The sequence below is a fragment of the Weizmannia sp. FSL W8-0676 genome (assembly GCF_038593015.1).
Lineage (GTDB): Bacteria > Bacillota > Bacilli > Bacillales > Bacillaceae_C > Weizmannia > Weizmannia coagulans.
The window spans coordinates 741,374-756,938 of sequence record NZ_CP151954.1; the positions used below are offsets into that span (position 1 = coordinate 741,374).

The window sequence follows — 15,565 nt, forward strand, 5'->3', positions numbered from 1 at the left end:
CTCACTTTTTCTCTTTCCATTCGGCGAATATCTCATCCGCGATTTCTTCCAGAGATTTCACTTTGCCGTGCGGGTTTTGCGATTCTTTCCGGACTTTCCACTGTCGTTCTTCTTCGCGCTTTGATTTACTCACTTGGATCACTCCTGTTTGCCATCTGTAAATTTCGCGAATCTTTTCATATCCTCATCCGTTTCCAGTGCTGTCACAGCAAACGGTTTATAAGGCTTATGTTCACTGAACAAGCCAACCTGGTTGCTCCCATGCGCATCATTGACAACCGTTTCCGCCTCATTGTCCCGATGCGTCACCTCACGTTTGTCAGGCATAGTATTTCCACTCCTTGTTCAAAATAAAATCATGTTTTCCGCCGATCAATGTTATAATTACCTATTATGAAGCAAACGATTTACGGAGGAGGAAACTGCTGCAATGGATTTAACACCAGGAACCGTTGCCGAACTTACGGTGGTGCGGGAAGCGCCGTTCGGTTATTTTTTATCTAACGGGACAGAAGACGTGCTCCTGCATCACCGGGATATTACGGAACCCTTTGATCCAGAAGCGGTGCAAACCGTCTTTCTATATCAGGACCATCAGGGGAGGTTGGCCGCGACAAACGTGATTCCAGACATCCGGCTGGGGACATCCGGCTGGGCGGAAGTTGCCGGCACCAAAGAAAAACTTGGCGTTTTCGTTTCGATCGGCATTCACAAAGATATGCTTCTTTCTGTTGATGACCTGCCCCCGATCCGCTCGCTCTGGCCGGAAAAAGGCGATCATTTATACATTACCCTTGATCTTGACAAACATGGGCGATTATTCGCAAAATTAGCCGGGGAAAACATAGTCAGGGATTTAGCGAAAAAAGCCGGCAGGGAAATGTGGAACAAAGATGTCACCGGGCATGTGTTCCGGCTGGCAAAAGCGGGTTCGACCATCATCACAGATGACGGCTATATCGGTTTTATCCATGAATCGCAGCGCGACGACGAACCGCGCCTCGGGCAGAAAGTGGAAGGCCGCGTCATTGATGTAAAAGAGGACGGGACGCTGAATATCTCGCTTTTAGGGCGCGCTTATGAAGCATTGGATAAAGATGCGGAAAATATCCTTGCCTATATGGATTCGCGCGGCGGAAAAATGCCGTATTGGGATAAAAGCATGCCGGAAGAGATTCAGGAGCGGTTTGGCATCAGCAAAGCGGCGTTTAAACTTGCGCTCGGCCGTTTGATGAAAAACGGCACCGTCTACCAGCAAGAAGGCTGGACATACCGGAAGGAGGGGAAATAATGGCAGTTCCAAGGTTGAAACGCATTCACCATATTGCCATCATTTGTTCCGATTATGCAAAATCAAAGCATTTTTATGTGGATTGCCTCGGTTTGGAGCCGGTGCGGGAAGTATACAGGAAAGAACGTGATTCCTACAAACTGGATCTTTCGGTCGGCAGCGTATATCAGATCGAACTGTTTTCCTTTCCGGATCCGCCCGCGCGCCCGACATTCCCGGAAGCTGCGGGCTTGCGGCATCTTGCATTTGAAACGGACGATGTAGAAGCGGATAAAAAGCGGCTTGAAGAAATGGGCATTCAAGTAGAAGAAATCCGCATTGACCCGCTTACAGAGAAAAAATTCACCTTTTTCCAGGATCCCGACGGCCTTCCGATCGAATTGTATGAAAGCTGACGGCGCGGCTGCAGGAGCGGTATGCTATAATGAAAAGGACTGAAAATGCTTTGTTCATATTTGAGCAAAGGATTGCCTTTCAAGGAGGAAAATTTGTATGACCGAGCCTTTATTTCTTGAACCGGTTTTTAAAGAAAGAATTTGGGGAGGCACCGCGCTGAGGGACCGGTTCGGTTACAGCATCCCGTCTGACCATACAGGGGAATGCTGGGCCATTTCCGGCCATCCGAACGGCCCGTCAACTGTAAAAAACGGCGAATTTGCCGGCAAAACGCTGATGGAGCTGTGGGAAGAAAGGCGTGACGTATTCGGCGGAATGTCTGGAAAAGGATTCCCGCTCCTGACAAAAATCCTCGATGCAAATGCAGATTTATCGGTCCAGGTTCACCCGGACGATGCATACGCCAATGAACACGAAAATGGAGAACTCGGCAAAACGGAATGCTGGTACATCATTGACTGCAAAAAAGGCGCACAGCTCGTTTACGGGCATCATGCCAAAACGAAAGAAGAATTTGTCCGCCTGGTTGAAGAAGGAAAATGGGACAGCCTGCTGCGCAAAGTGCCGATTCACCCGGGGGACTTTTTCTATGTGCCAAGCGGGACGATTCATGCGCTTTGCGAAGGGACACTTGTGCTCGAAACGCAGCAAAGCAGTGATACAACGTACCGCGTTTATGACTACGACCGGACGGATGCTGCCGGCAACAAACGCGAACTGCATTTGCAAAAAGCGATTGATGTTACGATGATACCGCACCGGGATGCCGCAGTCCGCCCCCGTACGGAAGAAAAACCGGGCGTTACCATCACAACGTTTGCAAAGGAAGCCTTTTTCTCTGTATATAAATGGGATGTAGAAGGGACCGCACTTTTTACGCAAAACGAACCGTTCGAACTGGCCAGTGTGCTTGACGGGGAAGGGACCATGAAAGCCGGCGGAAAAACTTATCCGCTTGAAAAAGGGATGCATTTTTTGCTTCCGTCCGGATTTGGCAATTTTGAACTGGAAGGCCGTCTGACGCTGATCGTATCCCATCCGTAAAATGTCTGTCTATCAAGAATATTGCAGCAAACGGCAGAAAACCGATATAATGAAAAATACATGACAACTGAGTATGGGGGAGACGTTGAAAATGCCAATCAATATACCGAAAGATTTACCTGCCGGAGAGCTGCTGAGACAAGAGAAAATTTTTGTGATGGATGAGGACAGGGCGAGAACGCAGGATATCCGTCCGCTGAATATATTAATCTTAAATTTAATGCCGGAAAAAGAAAAAACGGAGTTGCAGCTGCTGCGCCTCCTCGGCAATACGCCGTTGCAGGTCAACATCACTTTTCTCCGGACGTCGACTTACCAATCCAAAAACGTCAGCAGCTACCATTTAGAACATTTTTACACGGTTTTTGACGAAGTGAAAGGCCGCCGTTTTGACGGGATGATTATTACCGGCGCCCCAGTTGAAAAAATGGACTTCGAAGCGGTGGATTATTGGGACGAGCTGAAGAAAATCATGGATTGGACCAAAACCAATGTCACGTCGACATTACATATTTGCTGGGGTGCGCAGGCTGCATTGTATTACCATTATGGCATTGAGAAGTACGAACTGCCGGAAAAGTGTTTCGGCATTTTCAAACACCGCTTGTTTTTGCCGATGGTTAAGCTGGTCCGCGGATTTGATGAGGTTTTTAACGCGCCCCATTCCCGTTATACGGATGTTGCGCGCGCAGCCATTGAAAACCATCCGGAACTTCAGCTCGTTTCCATATCGGAAGAGGGCGCGCCGTTCATTGTAATGGATGAAAACGGGAAAAATATTATGATCACCGGCCATTTGGAATATGATGCAACAACCCTCGCTGATGAATATGTGCGCGATCAGCAAAAGGGGCTTGGCACCGCCCTCCCGAAAAATTATTTTCCGAATAACGATGCCAATGAGAGGCCGCTCCATACGTGGCGCTCGCACAGCTATTTGCTGTTTTCCAACTGGCTGAACTATTATGTATATCAGGAAACACCGTATCAATGGTAAACAAAGGGCTGTCCCGCAAACAGGGGCGGCTTTTTTAAAAATCCGCAACTGCCCTGCCGGAATCATCTGAAAAACAAAAAAGAGGCAGCCCCGCGTATCAGGACAGCCCCTTTTCCCCTTCCGCTTTCGGAACCGCGAAAGAGAGAAGAAAACAAACAAGTGAAATTACGGCAAGCAGGATGAAAATCGAATGAATGCCTGAAAAAAGCACATGCCGCAGCCATTCGCGCGCCGCTTCCGAAAATCGGCCCGCGCTTTCCGGATTGATCAGCCTGTTCAGCGAATTCGTCGTAAACCCGCCCGGATTGCCTTTCGCAAGTTCCCCGGCAATCTTTGCATTAAAATACGTACCGAATACAGCGGAACCGGCCGACTGCCCCAGATTCCGGAAAAATGTATTCGATGCCGTCGCCGCCCCGCGCAATGACCAGTCCACCGCCGACTGCACCGAAACGAGCGAGATCGTCATGACAATCCCGAACCCGAATCCGGAAATGGCGGAGAAAACGTAAAAACTCCATTCCTGCGTTCCCAATGAAAACAGGCTGAGCCAGACTGTGCTTCCCAAAATGAAGGCCATTCCCGTTAAAAACGCCAAACGGTCCCCGTATTTCAGCTGAAGCCTTCCGCCGGCAAAAGAGCCGAGCATCCACAGGACGGGGCTCGGTGCCAGCATGAGCCCGGATAGCGTTGCGCCATGCCCTTCAAGCCCTTGGATCCACATCGGAATATAAACGTTAATCCCCATCAGAACGGCACTGCCCAAAAAACAAACCAGATTTGAAACCGAAATGGCCCGGATGTGGAACAACGAAAGCGGCATTAATGGATCCGGATGCCGGTACTCAATCAAAATGAATAAACCAAGGAGAATGACACTGCCTGCTAACAATCCCAAGATCACCGGGTTTCCCCAGTCGTTTGTATCCCCGCCTTTTTGCAGGGCGTAAAGCAATGCGAGCATCCCGGCGGAAAAGGTGGCAGCCCCCCATACATCAATCGCATTTTCCGTTTTTTCCACCCGCTCATGTAAAAACAGGATGACCATCAAAACGGAAATCGAGCCAAACGGGAGATTGATGAAAAAGATCCAGTGCCAGGTGAGCTGGTCGACAAAGAAACCGCCGAAAAGAGGCCCGATGACACCGGCAATGCCCCATGCCGCTCCCATAAACCCGAGCATTTTCGCCCGTTTTTCATGCGGATAAATATCGGCAACGATGGTATTCGTAACCGGCATGATCGCCCCGGCCCCGATTCCCTGAATGGCACGGAACACAATCAGTTGCCCCATCGAACCGGCGAGACCGCACAATGTCGAACCGGCAAGGAAAACAATGGTGCCGGCCGTAAAAATTTTTTTGCGGCCGTACAAATCCGCAAGCTTCCCAAAAATTGGAACCGTTACCGCGGAAGTGAGCAAGTAAATGGCAAATACCCAGTTCATCACGCCGATCCCTTTCAGATCGCTTACAATCCGCGGCATCGCGGTGCTGACAATGGTTCCCTCAATGGCTGTTAAAAAGGTGGCCACAAACAAAGCAATCGTGACCGCCTTGATATTGGTTTGCTTCATAAAAAATCCTCCATGATTTGTTCGTTCTGCACTTTTTCTAGTATATCTCAACTTGCCGCGGAAAAATAGATTTACAGACAATCAGGAAAGAACCTGTATAAAAAGAAATCCTTTCTCCATAATAAAGATTGACAACTGAAACACAATAAATGATAATTGGTATAGACAACTATATAAATTTTAAAAAAGAGGTGTTTTCCGTTGGCGGAAAAAGTGCTGATTCACAGCAATCTTTATACAGGAAATGAACATATTGCAGACGGATTTATCCGGTTTACAGATAAAATCATTGAAACCGGCAAAATGGCAGATTACCGGCCGAAAGCAGGAGAAGAAGTGATCGACGGGAAAGGGATGACAGCCATCCCGGGCATGATTGATGTCCATATCCACGGCGGTTATGGCATTGATGCTATGGATGCCGATCCGGAGGCGCTCGTTACATTAAGCCAAAAATTGCGGAAGGAAGGTGTAACTTCCTTTTTCGCAACAACGATGACCCAGGATTACGGAAAAATCGAAGCCGCCTTGCGTGCCGTGAAAGCGGCAAAAGAAAAAGGGGGCACAACGATCGAAGGGATTCATCTCGAAGGGCCGTTTGTTTCAAAAAAAAGAGCGGGGGCCCAGCCGCTTGAATATATCAAGGCGCCGGATACGGAACTGTTTTTAAGATGGGTTGAAGCTTCCGGGAATCTTATTAAGCTCGTCACCTACGCCCCAGAAAATGAAGGTGCACGGGAATTTGAAAATGTGATGATTGAACGCGGCATCGTGCCTTCCATGGGCCATTCAGATGCCGTCCGTGCTGAACTGTTACAAAGCAAGGCAACCCATGCGACCCATCTTTATAATGCCATGCGCGGCCTGCACCACCGCGAGCCCGGCGTTGCAGGGCATGCGTTGCTGTCACCTTATGTACAAGTGGAACTGATTGCTGACGGCCTCCATGTGCACCCGGATATGGTGAAGTTCACGTATGAAATAAAGGGGCCGGAAAAAATCTCCGTCATTACCGATGCGATGCGGGCGAAAGGATTGCCGGACGGGGAGTCGGAGCTCGGCGGCCAGAAAGTGCTGGTGAAAAACGGGGAAGCCCGGCTTGAAAATGGTGCGCTTGCCGGCAGCATCTTAAAGATGGACGATGCGTTCCGCAACATCATGAAATTTACCGGCTGCTCCATTTCGGAAGCGGTACAGATGACTTCCGTGAACCAGGCGCGCGAGTTCGGCCTCACGCAAAAAGGAAGCCTGGCAGCTGGTAAAGATGCCGATTTCGTACTGCTGGATGAACAATGGCAAGTCAAAACAACATACCATCTTGGAGAGCAGGGATAACGCGCATAAACTGTTGCCAACCACAGGCGTGCGGGTTCGGTCCCGGCTAAAACTGGAAAGATGCCGATTTTGTCCCGCTGGATGCACCATGGCACGTTAAACTAACGTATCATTTTGGAAAGCGGGATAACACGCAACCTGCTGTGGACCATGCGTGTAAGAAATGTGTCTGATGGCCAGGAAAGACAGATTAAAAAACGATGATCTTGGAAAGCGGGGATAAAAATGAACGTGGAAATTTTTAAAACAAGCGATGAAGCAGCAAAATACGCCTATGAACTGATCGAAAAAGGGATCCGGGAAGGGCAAATCCGCACGCTCGGGCTTGCGACAGGGGGCACGCCGCTGAAACTGTATGCGTACATGCGGAATGCCGGACTGGACGTTTCAAATGTCACCACCGTCAATCTTGATGAATATGTGGGCCTCAAAGATACAGATGAACACAGCTACCACTATTACATGGAAAAAGAACTGTTTTCGCATATGAATTTTAAACAATCGTATCTGCCTGATGGAACGGCAGAAGACCTCGAAGAAGAATGCGCGCGGTATGAAAGAATTTTAAAATTGCATCCGGTCGACCTGCAAGTGCTCGGCATCGGTAAAAATGGGCACATCGGCTTTAATGAACCGGGCACTTCCTTCCATTCCAGAACGCATATTGTCGAACTGACCGAATCGACGCGGGAAGCAAACCGGCGCTTTTTCGAAAGAGAAGAAGATGTGCCGGAGCGCGCCCTTTCAATGGGGATTGCTTCGATTATGGACGCGAAAAAAATCGTTCTGCTGGCATTCGGCAAAAGCAAAGCTGAAGCAGTCCGCAGCATGATCAAAGGGCCGGTGGACGAAGCCTGCCCGGCATCCGTTCTGCAAATGCATCCGGATGTCGTTGTCGTTGCTGATGTAGATGCCGCTTCTTTGCTGGAGGATGCTGGAAAGCGCCATGATTGACAAAACCTCCCCGATCCCGATTTACTTTCAAATTCAGGAAGAAATCCGGAAGAAAATTAGGGAGAGGGAATGGAAAACAGGTGAAGCCATTCCGTCTGAACGGGTACTAAGCGAACTTTTTGAAGTGAGCAGAATGACAGTCCGCCAGGCGGTACAAGGTTTGGTGGATGAAGGCATTTTAATGAGAAAACGGGGAAGCGGCACGTTTGTCAGCGAACATAAGGTGGAGCAGCCTTTGGAAGGGCGGATGAGTTTTACGCGGCTGATGGAAGAGCGCGGGATGAAAGCTTCGAATAAAATCGTGGCGTTTCTGGAAAGGGAAGCCTCCGTGCAGGAAATGGAGGCACTCGCGCTGGAAGAGCCGGAACACGTTCTCCATATCGAGCGGCTCCGTTACGGGGATGAGATCCCGATTGTATTCGAATCGATCATCACCCCGGCAAGGATTTCGGCAGGGCTTACGGAAGAGAAATTAAACCGTTCTTTCTACCAGTTTCTCGAACGCGAAAAGGGATTGCGGCTCGGAAAAGGGGTCCAGACAATTGAAGCCGTTGCGGCGAGCGCACGGCTGGCAAAACTGTTAAAAGTGGCCCCGGGTTCGCCGGTGCTGTCCATTGAACGCGTAACTTCGCTTTCGGATGGCACGCCGTTTGAATATGTCAAAGCGCAATACGCCGGCAGCCGCTTTAAATTTTATATGTAGGAAGGGTCAAACAGGTCATGCCGGGGCAAGCCGGTACAGATGCAAAAAAACCGCGGAATCTTCCGCGGTTTTTTAGTTCAATTTATAGAACGGCAAATTAATACAAACGTTTATAGCTGTCAAAATGGGATTTCCAGTAATTGTAGCTGACAGAAGAAACAGACACGCCATCGGAATTCGCGGCGATAAACCGGCCGCCGCCGAGATAGATACCAACATGCGTGATCGCGCTCGGATTGGTTCCGTACGTGCCTTCAAAGAAGACAAGATCTCCCGGTTTCGGGCTGCTCACATAGTAAGAACGGTTATAAAGGCCTGCTGCATTCGTACGGGAAATATCGTACCCGGCTTTTTTATATACATAATAGATAAAGCCGCTGCAGTCAAATCCGGACGGGCTCGTGCCGCCCCACACATACGGCGTGCCGATTAAGCTGTTCGCAATGCGGATTAAAGACGATACAGAATGGCTACTGCCTGAAGTGGTATCGTCCGCTGTGACCGATGTGGAAGAACCGGACGGGCTGCCGGTTACTTTCAGCTTCTGGCCGGCAAAAATCAAATCGGAACTCAAATTGTTCAAAGATTTGAGCTTGCTGACGGATGTCCCAAACTGTTTGCTGATGCCGGATAACGTGTCTCCGCTTTTAACCGTGTATGTAGCTGTAGCCGTGGAGCCGGAACTGCCTGAATTTGCAGTACCTGCCGTTCCCGATGTGGAAGAACCGGACGGGCTGCTGCCGGTTACTTTCAGCTTCTGGCCGGCAAAAATCAAATCGGAACTCAAATTGTTCAAAGATTTGAGCTTGCTGACGGATGTCCCAAACTGTTTGCTGATGCCGGATAATGTGTCTCCGCTTTTTACTGTGTATGTAGTCGTGGAACTCGAACTGCCAGCTGGACGCGGACTGCTGCTTGGACTGCTGCTTGAACTGGACGGGGTAGCGGAACCTGCCCCTTTGGAAATGGCTAATACGTCACCGGGATGGATCAGCGATGAAGAGAGTTTGTTCCAGCTTATTAAGTTTGAAACCGATATGCCGTGGTTTAAGGCAATCGCGCTTAATGTATCCCCCGATTTGACCGTGTACGTTTTGGCAGAAGAGGAGGGGGCCGAAACAGAACGGGCCGAAGCTTTTGCCTGGGACCCCGAAACGTTCAGCACCTGGTTCGGGTAAATCGTGTCGGATGCCAAATGGTTGGTTGATTTCAATGCACCGACGGACGTATTATACTTCTTTGCAATTTTCCAGAGGGAGTCCCCTTTTTTGACTTTATATGTCTGGGCAAATGTCTGCGATGTAAACGAAGTGGCCAGAATGGTTGTAGCGGCAACAGAAAAGATTGTTTTCTTTCTCACACTCGTGTAACCTCCATTTATATTTTTATCTCTCTATTTATCATTCTATCAAAATTTTTTCACAATGGTACCCCATTTCGGCATTTTATAGGAAAAGATTGCACTTTTTTCCAATGAAAGCAGCGCAAAACAGCGAAATGGAGCAGATGGTGCTACTGGGAGTGGATGGATTTACCATTTTGGCCAAACAGCGGGGCCGCTGGTCAAAATGCCTATCCCTCACGCGGGGCTCCCCTGTAAAACCCGGGCGGCCGTTTTCCGCATTTGCCGGAAAAGGAAAAACCGGCAAATGTTTGCGTTTTTCCTTTTCCGGCAAAACCCGCGGCTGTATGCGCATGCGCAAAATGTAAAACCCGGAAAACGGTGCAAACAAATTTGCCCTGGAAGCGGCCGTACACGCATGCGCGGAAAGGAAAACCAGGACCGGGATATGTTCTGCTTGTCCGGAAAAACGGCAGGCCGTCTGCTAAATGATTTGATCGGCAAACTTTTTCTGCATTTTTTCGGTTTTTGCCCGGAACTGCTCCGCCTGGACAGCCGCTTCGTTGAGCGTTTCTGCGATCGTATGGTGGTCATTCGTTAAGCTTTCAATCGTGGCTGACATTTCTTCCAGGCTGGCAGAGGTTTCTTGAATGATGGCCGCGAGTTCGCTTGATGCGCCTTCCACGCCATGCGCCTTTTCGGTCACTTTTTTGGATAACGTATCGAATTCTTTAAACTTCTCAACCTGCCCGTTTAAAGTTTTTAATAGTTTACGGAAATAGGTCGTTACATTTTGGCTTGATTCCGCTGTCGTCAAAATTTGCGTGCTGCTTAATTCCAGCTTATCCCGTGCCGCCGCGTTGCTTTGATTCAAATCAGCCAAATTATGGTTAATTTTTTCGGTTGTCTCGTGTGTCGTTTCCGCAAGGCGCCGGATTTCATCGGCAACAATCGAAAACCCGCGGCCCGCTTCCCCGGCGCGTGCCGCTTCAATCGAAGCATTCAGCGCAAGCAGGTTCGTCTGTTCCGTAATTTGTTTGATGCTGTCGGTAAACGTATTCGTTTCTTCCACTTTTTGCGTTAACACTGTAAATGTGTTGTTCAGCTCCATTATCGTATCTACCACATCACTGATTTCAAGCGTTAAATTTTCCACCGCCTTTTCCCCGGCTTTTGCCGTTTTCTGTGCTTCAAGTGATTCGTTTGTTAGTTCACCGGACATTTGTGTTAAAAATTCCATCGATTGCACCGTATCCCCGGCGTGTCCGGCAATTTGCGCAATCTGCTCACTTTGGGTTACACTGCCTTTAGAGATTTCATGAACGGCGGATTTCATTTCGTTCTGGGCGTGCAAATTGGTCTGGATATTGTCGTTCACATTGGAAACGCGGTCAATGATTGCTGCCATTTCCTGCCGGTAAGCCGCGCCTTGGTCTTCCATGGTTTGAATCGTTTTCTTTATGGATAAAAGAAAAGAATCCATCAAATTTTGATGCAGGTAGATCATGGCGTATAATAAAATTGCGGTTAAAACATAGCAGAGCACAGCGGTCGGGACCAGGTTGTGAATGAGGCCCGCATCGGCGGCCGGCAGCCAGTAGCTGGCAAGAAATCCGGCAATGCCAAGGCCGGCTCCGATAAAGAAAAGGACATTTTCAAACTGCAATGCCGCATAAGCAAGCAGAAAGAAAAACAAAATATTTACGGAGAAGCTGTTTTGGACAAAAAGGATGGCATATATTCTGAACAAATAAGAAATGATGACGCTCGCATAAGAAAACAGGCGGAATTTTTTCATGGCGCGCCCGAGTGCAAAATACAGGGCCAGAAGAACAACAATTTCCACTCCGTACAGGACAGCCATTCCGGCCTCTTGTTTGTACAGATAGGCTGCAAAAATGACGAGCAGGGCAACAAGCAAGGTAATAAACATCAGAAGGCTTTTTTTGCGCATGTTGTCTGCTTTTAACTGTGTAATGGTGTCCACGTTCTTACCTCCAAATCTAGTTCTTCTTATCTAATACAAATGTAACACAAAAACCGGTAAACTTCTCCATTTTTTTCTCAAAAGTTGGAAGCTTGCCGGTATCAGGGAGGAGATTTTTTGAGGAAATATGTATTCGTAGTTGCTTTGCTGCTGGGGGTTTTTGCGGCCCTTGCCGGTTGCGAAAAAACGCCGACACCGAATGAACGCCTTGCAGATTATGTAAAAGCGTGGGAGCAGGAAAAATTTGCGGAAATGTACCAAAGTTATGTATCGGCTTCCACAAAGAAAACGTATGCGAAAAAAGAGGTGGCGGACCGGTACAAAAAAGTGTACGGGGACTTGAATGTTTCAGATTTAAATGTTTCATACAAACCGTTGGATAAAGACGCCTATAAAAACAAAGAGAAAGTTACCGTACCGGTCAAAATTTCGTTCCAAACCTCAGCCGGAAAAGTCGCCTACAAGGATAAAGTGGCGCTTGTAAAGGAAAAACGGGACAAAAAAGAAAACTGGTATGTTGATTGGAAGCCGGATCTCATTCTCCCGCATTTGGCCAAAGGGGATACGATTAAAGTGTCCGAACAAAACGCTGTCCGCGGGGAAATTTTGGACCGGAACGGAAAAGCATTGGCCCAAAACGGCAGCGTGTACCAAATTGGCGTCATTCCGGAACAATTGAAAGGGGATAAACAAGCGGATATGCAAAAAGCTGCCGACCTGCTTGGCATGCCAGCAGATGAAATCAAACAAAAACTGGACGAGGACTGGGTGCAGCCTCATTTGTTTGTCCCATTAAAAAAAGTCCCAATGGAGAAGAAGGATCTCGTAAAAAAAGTCACATCCATCCCGGGCTTTTCTTCGCAAACGGTTGATGCCCGCGTTTATCCTTACGGGAAAGCCGCTGCGCATTTAACCGGTTATATCGGTGCCATCACTGGCGAAGAACTGAAAAAGCTGGAAAAGAAAGGCTATACTGCTGAGAGTGTAATCGGCAAGCGCGGGCTCGAACAGTTGTATGACCAAAAGCTCCGCGGCCGGGCAGGTGAAAAGATTTACATTGAGAAGCAGGACGGAAGCACCTACACCGTTGCTGAACAAAAAGTAAAAAACGGCGAAAATATCAAAGTCACAATCGATGCCGAATTGCAAAAGAAAATTTACAATCAAATGAAGGGGGATGCCGGCACGGCCGCGGCCATCCAGCCGAAAACGGGTGACGTGCTTGCCCTTGTAAGCACGCCTGCTTTTGACCCGAATGATTTTATTTCAGGCATGTCTTCTTCCACTTACACGAAGCTTGAAAAAGATCCGGGTAAGCCGCTCATTAACCGGTTTGCCCTTACGTATGCGCCGGGTTCAACGATCAAGCCAGTCACAGCTGCCATTGCGCTTGATACCGGGACTACAACAGCCGCGGCAACAAAAACGATTACAGGGACTTCATGGCAAAAGAGCGCTGACTGGGGCAGCTATAAAGTGACCCGCGTCCACGCCAACAACAGCCCGGAAAACATGGAAAAAGCGCTAGTGTTATCCGATAATATCTTTTTCGCCCAAACCGCGCTTGATATCGGGGCGGACAAATTTGCAAAAGGCCTGAAGGGTTTCGGATTCGGGGAAGACATTCCGTTTGCGTATCCGTTAAAGGCATCGCAAATTTCGTCCACCGGCAAGTTCAGCAGCGACATCCAGCTTGCGGACACAGGTTACGGCCAGGGGCAGATGCAAATGAATATTCTCCATCTCGCCATCAGCTATACGCCGTTTTTAAACAGCGGCGATGAACTGAAGCCAAATTTGCTTGTGGGTGAAAAGACAAAAGTGTGGAAACATGCTGCCAGCAGCAAAACTAGCGGGGAGATTTCCGGCATGCTCCGCCAGGTTGTTGCGGATCCGTCCGGCACGGCGCACGCTGCCAATATCTCCGGGGCGCAGCTTGCGGGAAAAACGGGCACCGCTGAACTGAAAAAGAGCCAAAAAGACCAAAACGGCAAAGAAAACGGCTTTTTCGTCGTATATGACGAGAAAAACCCGAATATGCTTGTTGCGATGCTGATTGAAGATGTTAAACACCGCGGCGGCAGCGGGCTTGTCGTGAATAAAGCCGTAAATCTGTTTCGATAAGTAAAATTTGCAACGGCCATCCGGCCATCCCCCTGCAGAAAACGGTAAAGCTCAATTCCGGCACAAAAAGCAGTATTCCGGGGAGCGGCACGGATGCCCGTGTGGCCGCTAAAAAGGCCTGTTTTTAGATGCCGGCCGCTTCGCTTAAACAACGCGATTCTTGTTCCAAAGGCATCCTGACGCTAAAATGGTCAGGGATGCCCTTTTTTGCAGTTTTTTGGGCACGGCAAAAAACCGCTGGCGGCCATCCCACTGCGAAAAAAAGCATGAAAAATAGTAGATTCGCTCAAATGATAGTGGATAAATTGTCGGAGAACAATTATAATGATTACAGTGAATTTCGGGTAAATATTTTTTTGAGATTGCGTTAAGGTATGATGTTTTCAAAAAGAAGTGAAACGGTTATCATGCTCAGGCATCGGTGGCGCGTTCACGACCACTTCAATCCTTATTGGTTATGATCAACCAAAGGAGGCAGCACATTGATATTCCTGACCTTGTTTATATGCTTTATGCTCACAATACTCCTGACGCCGCTGATCAAAAAACTGGCGATCCGGATCGGGGCAGTTGACAAACCGAACCAGCGGAAAGTCCATATGAAAGTCATGCCCCGTTTAGGCGGCCTCGCCATTTATATTAGTTTTATTGCCGGCGTGCTGTTGCTTCAGCCGGACAACCCGCATTCGCTGCCTATTTTGCTCGGCAGCTTGATTATTGTTTTAACGGGCATCATTGATGATATAAGAGAGCTGTCGCCGCGCGTCAAACTCATGGGCCAGCTGGCAGCCGCACTGGTTGTCGTTTTAAGCGGCATTCATGTCGAATTCATCAATCTTCCTTTCGGCGGACAGCTGGAATTTGGGATTTTCAGCATCCCGCTGACGATTTTGTGGATTGTCGGCGTCACGAATGCCATCAACTTAATTGACGGATTGGATGGGCTGGCTGCGGGGGTTTCCTCGATTGCGCTGCTGACGATTTCCGGCATGGCGATCATTATGGGGGACGCCTATGTGACGGTGCTCGGCCTGATTTTGATGGCCAGTACGATTGCGTTCTTATTTTATAATTTTTATCCGGCAAAGATTTTTATGGGCGATACCGGCGCGCTTTTTCTCGGCTACATGATTTCCGTGCTGTCATTGCTCGGCTTTAAAAATGTAACCTTTATTTCCTTGATTATTCCGGCACTTATTCTCGGTGTGCCGATTTCGGATACCTTCTTTGCGATTATCCGCCGGCTTGTCCATAAGCAGCCTTTATCGGCCCCGGATAAGTCGCATTTGCACCATTGCCTGCTGCGCCTCGGCTTTTCACACCGCCAAGTCGTGCTGATTATTTATGCGATTGCTGCCATGTTCAGCCTCGCCGCCTTTATCTTCTCGATGGCGACGCTTTGGGGCTCGCTCATTTTTATCGGTGTGATCCTGATTACAATTGAAATTTTCGTTGAAAGCATCGGCCTGGTCGGAAAAGATTATAAGCCGCTGTTAAATTTTATAAAAAACCGGTCATAGCCGTCCGGATCCACCGGGGCCGTTCCCGCAATAAATAATCCGGGGCGGTACCTGCACACAACCGCAACTGGCAGTTTCGGGTTTGCGGTTTTGGCAGCCCCTGGTCATTGTAACGATGATGCCGTTCCGGCCGGCTGAAAACCTGTTTTGCAAGTCCCAAATTTTACGTCAATCTGGCTGAGATTTCAGTATCTCCCGCCACGGCCGGTTGTGTCCGGCTCAGCGCTTGTTCAGCCGTTTGCGGTATAAAAAAGCAGAAAGCCGGATGACGGGCTTTCCGCTTCTGCTTTTTCTAA

The 15,565-nt window shown here is 48.7% G+C and carries 14 protein-coding genes; 9 read left to right on the forward strand and 5 right to left on the reverse strand.

Features of this window, described 5'->3' with window-relative positions; genetic code table 11:
- Position 1 precedes the first annotated feature (1 nt).
- Positions 2 to 133, reverse strand: a complete 132-nt coding sequence (locus NST20_RS03495) for a DUF6254 family protein (protein ID WP_014095912.1) — start codon at positions 131 to 133, stop codon at positions 2 to 4.
- A 5-nt stretch (positions 134 to 138) separates the two neighbouring features.
- Positions 139 to 327, reverse strand: a complete 189-nt coding sequence (locus tag NST20_RS03500) for a hypothetical protein (RefSeq protein ID WP_019721660.1) — start codon at positions 325 to 327, stop codon at positions 139 to 141.
- Positions 328 to 430: 103 nt separating this feature from the next.
- Here NST20_RS03500 and NST20_RS03505 point away from each other — a divergent pair, with 103 nt between their 5' ends.
- From NST20_RS03505 to metA, 4 genes are all read left to right on the forward strand, one after another.
- On the forward strand, positions 431 to 1,291 hold the full coding sequence (locus NST20_RS03505; RefSeq protein WP_342400084.1) for a S1-like domain-containing RNA-binding protein: 861 nt from the start codon (positions 431 to 433) through the stop codon (positions 1,289 to 1,291).
- A complete protein-coding gene (locus tag NST20_RS03510) occupies positions 1,291 to 1,686 on the forward strand; it encodes a VOC family protein (protein ID WP_013858588.1) in 396 nt (131 codons plus the stop codon). The genes NST20_RS03505 and NST20_RS03510 overlap by 1 nt, the downstream gene beginning before the upstream one ends.
- A gap of 97 nt (positions 1,687 to 1,783) precedes the next feature.
- Entirely contained in the window at positions 1,784 to 2,731 is a 948-nt protein-coding gene (gene manA, locus NST20_RS03515; protein WP_342400085.1) for a mannose-6-phosphate isomerase, class I, read from the forward strand.
- A gap of 91 nt (positions 2,732 to 2,822) precedes the next feature.
- Positions 2,823 to 3,728 carry a homoserine O-succinyltransferase gene (gene metA, locus NST20_RS03520; protein WP_019721663.1) on the forward strand — a complete coding sequence of 302 codons (906 nt, stop codon included), beginning with the start codon at positions 2,823 to 2,825 and terminating at the stop codon, positions 3,726 to 3,728.
- A 97-nt stretch (positions 3,729 to 3,825) separates the two neighbouring features.
- Here metA and NST20_RS03525 read toward each other — a convergent pair whose 3' ends face one another.
- Positions 3,826 to 5,304 carry an MDR family MFS transporter gene (locus NST20_RS03525; RefSeq protein ID WP_258921859.1) on the reverse strand — a complete coding sequence of 493 codons (1,479 nt, stop codon included), beginning with the start codon at positions 5,302 to 5,304 and terminating at the stop codon, positions 3,826 to 3,828.
- A 201-nt stretch (positions 5,305 to 5,505) separates the two neighbouring features.
- Between NST20_RS03525 and nagA the strand changes: the two genes are divergently transcribed.
- The 3 genes from nagA (at position 5,506) to NST20_RS03540 (ending at position 8,296) form a co-directional block, all read left to right on the forward strand.
- Positions 5,506 to 6,639, forward strand: a complete 1,134-nt coding sequence (gene nagA, locus NST20_RS03530; protein WP_029142736.1) for an N-acetylglucosamine-6-phosphate deacetylase — start codon at positions 5,506 to 5,508, stop codon at positions 6,637 to 6,639.
- A 231-nt stretch (positions 6,640 to 6,870) separates the two neighbouring features.
- Positions 6,871 to 7,593, forward strand: a complete 723-nt coding sequence (nagB, locus tag NST20_RS03535) for a glucosamine-6-phosphate deaminase (protein WP_275450055.1) — start codon at positions 6,871 to 6,873, stop codon at positions 7,591 to 7,593.
- A complete protein-coding gene (locus NST20_RS03540) occupies positions 7,586 to 8,296 on the forward strand; it encodes a GntR family transcriptional regulator (RefSeq protein ID WP_013858594.1) in 711 nt (236 codons plus the stop codon). Before nagB ends, NST20_RS03540 begins: the two co-directional genes overlap by 8 nt.
- Positions 8,297 to 8,393: 97 nt before the next feature.
- On the opposite strand, the gene NST20_RS03545 is transcribed toward NST20_RS03540, so the two are convergent.
- Together NST20_RS03545 and NST20_RS03550 are read right to left on the reverse strand one after the other, a co-directional pair.
- A complete protein-coding gene (locus tag NST20_RS03545; RefSeq protein WP_342400086.1) occupies positions 8,394 to 9,656 on the reverse strand; it encodes a LysM peptidoglycan-binding domain-containing protein in 1,263 nt (420 codons plus the stop codon).
- Between the two features lie 466 nt (positions 9,657 to 10,122).
- Positions 10,123 to 11,625 carry a methyl-accepting chemotaxis protein gene (locus tag NST20_RS03550; protein ID WP_342400087.1) on the reverse strand — a complete coding sequence of 501 codons (1,503 nt, stop codon included), beginning with the start codon at positions 11,623 to 11,625 and terminating at the stop codon, positions 10,123 to 10,125.
- Positions 11,626 to 11,742: 117 nt separating this feature from the next.
- Between NST20_RS03550 and NST20_RS03555 the strand changes: the two genes are divergently transcribed.
- Together NST20_RS03555 and NST20_RS03560 are read left to right on the forward strand one after the other, a co-directional pair.
- Positions 11,743 to 13,749: a penicillin-binding transpeptidase domain-containing protein gene (locus NST20_RS03555; protein ID WP_342400088.1), complete on the forward strand. Its 2,007-nt coding sequence runs from the start codon at positions 11,743 to 11,745 to the stop codon at positions 13,747 to 13,749.
- A gap of 482 nt (positions 13,750 to 14,231) precedes the next feature.
- Positions 14,232 to 15,269, forward strand: coding sequence for an MraY family glycosyltransferase (locus NST20_RS03560; protein ID WP_013858600.1), 1,038 nt, complete (start codon positions 14,232 to 14,234; stop codon positions 15,267 to 15,269).
- The last annotated feature ends 296 nt before the right edge of the window (positions 15,270 to 15,565 follow it).

What these genes read in the sequence shown, in the direction of transcription:
- NST20_RS03500 (WP_019721660.1), bottom strand. Translation starts at nt 327, where the DNA reads ATGCCTGACAAACGTGAGGTGACGCATCGGGACAATGAGGCGGAAACG.
- NST20_RS03505 (WP_342400084.1), top strand. Translation starts at nt 431, where the DNA reads ATGGATTTAACACCAGGAACCGTTGCCGAACTTACGGTGGTGCGGGAA.
- NST20_RS03510 (WP_013858588.1), top strand. Translation starts at nt 1,291, where the DNA reads ATGGCAGTTCCAAGGTTGAAACGCATTCACCATATTGCCATCATTTGT.
- manA (WP_342400085.1), top strand. Translation starts at nt 1,784, where the DNA reads ATGACCGAGCCTTTATTTCTTGAACCGGTTTTTAAAGAAAGAATTTGG.
- metA (WP_019721663.1), top strand. Translation starts at nt 2,823, where the DNA reads ATGCCAATCAATATACCGAAAGATTTACCTGCCGGAGAGCTGCTGAGA.
- NST20_RS03525 (WP_258921859.1), bottom strand. Translation starts at nt 5,304, where the DNA reads ATGAAGCAAACCAATATCAAGGCGGTCACGATTGCTTTGTTTGTGGCC.
- NST20_RS03540 (WP_013858594.1), top strand. Translation starts at nt 7,586, where the DNA reads ATGATTGACAAAACCTCCCCGATCCCGATTTACTTTCAAATTCAGGAA.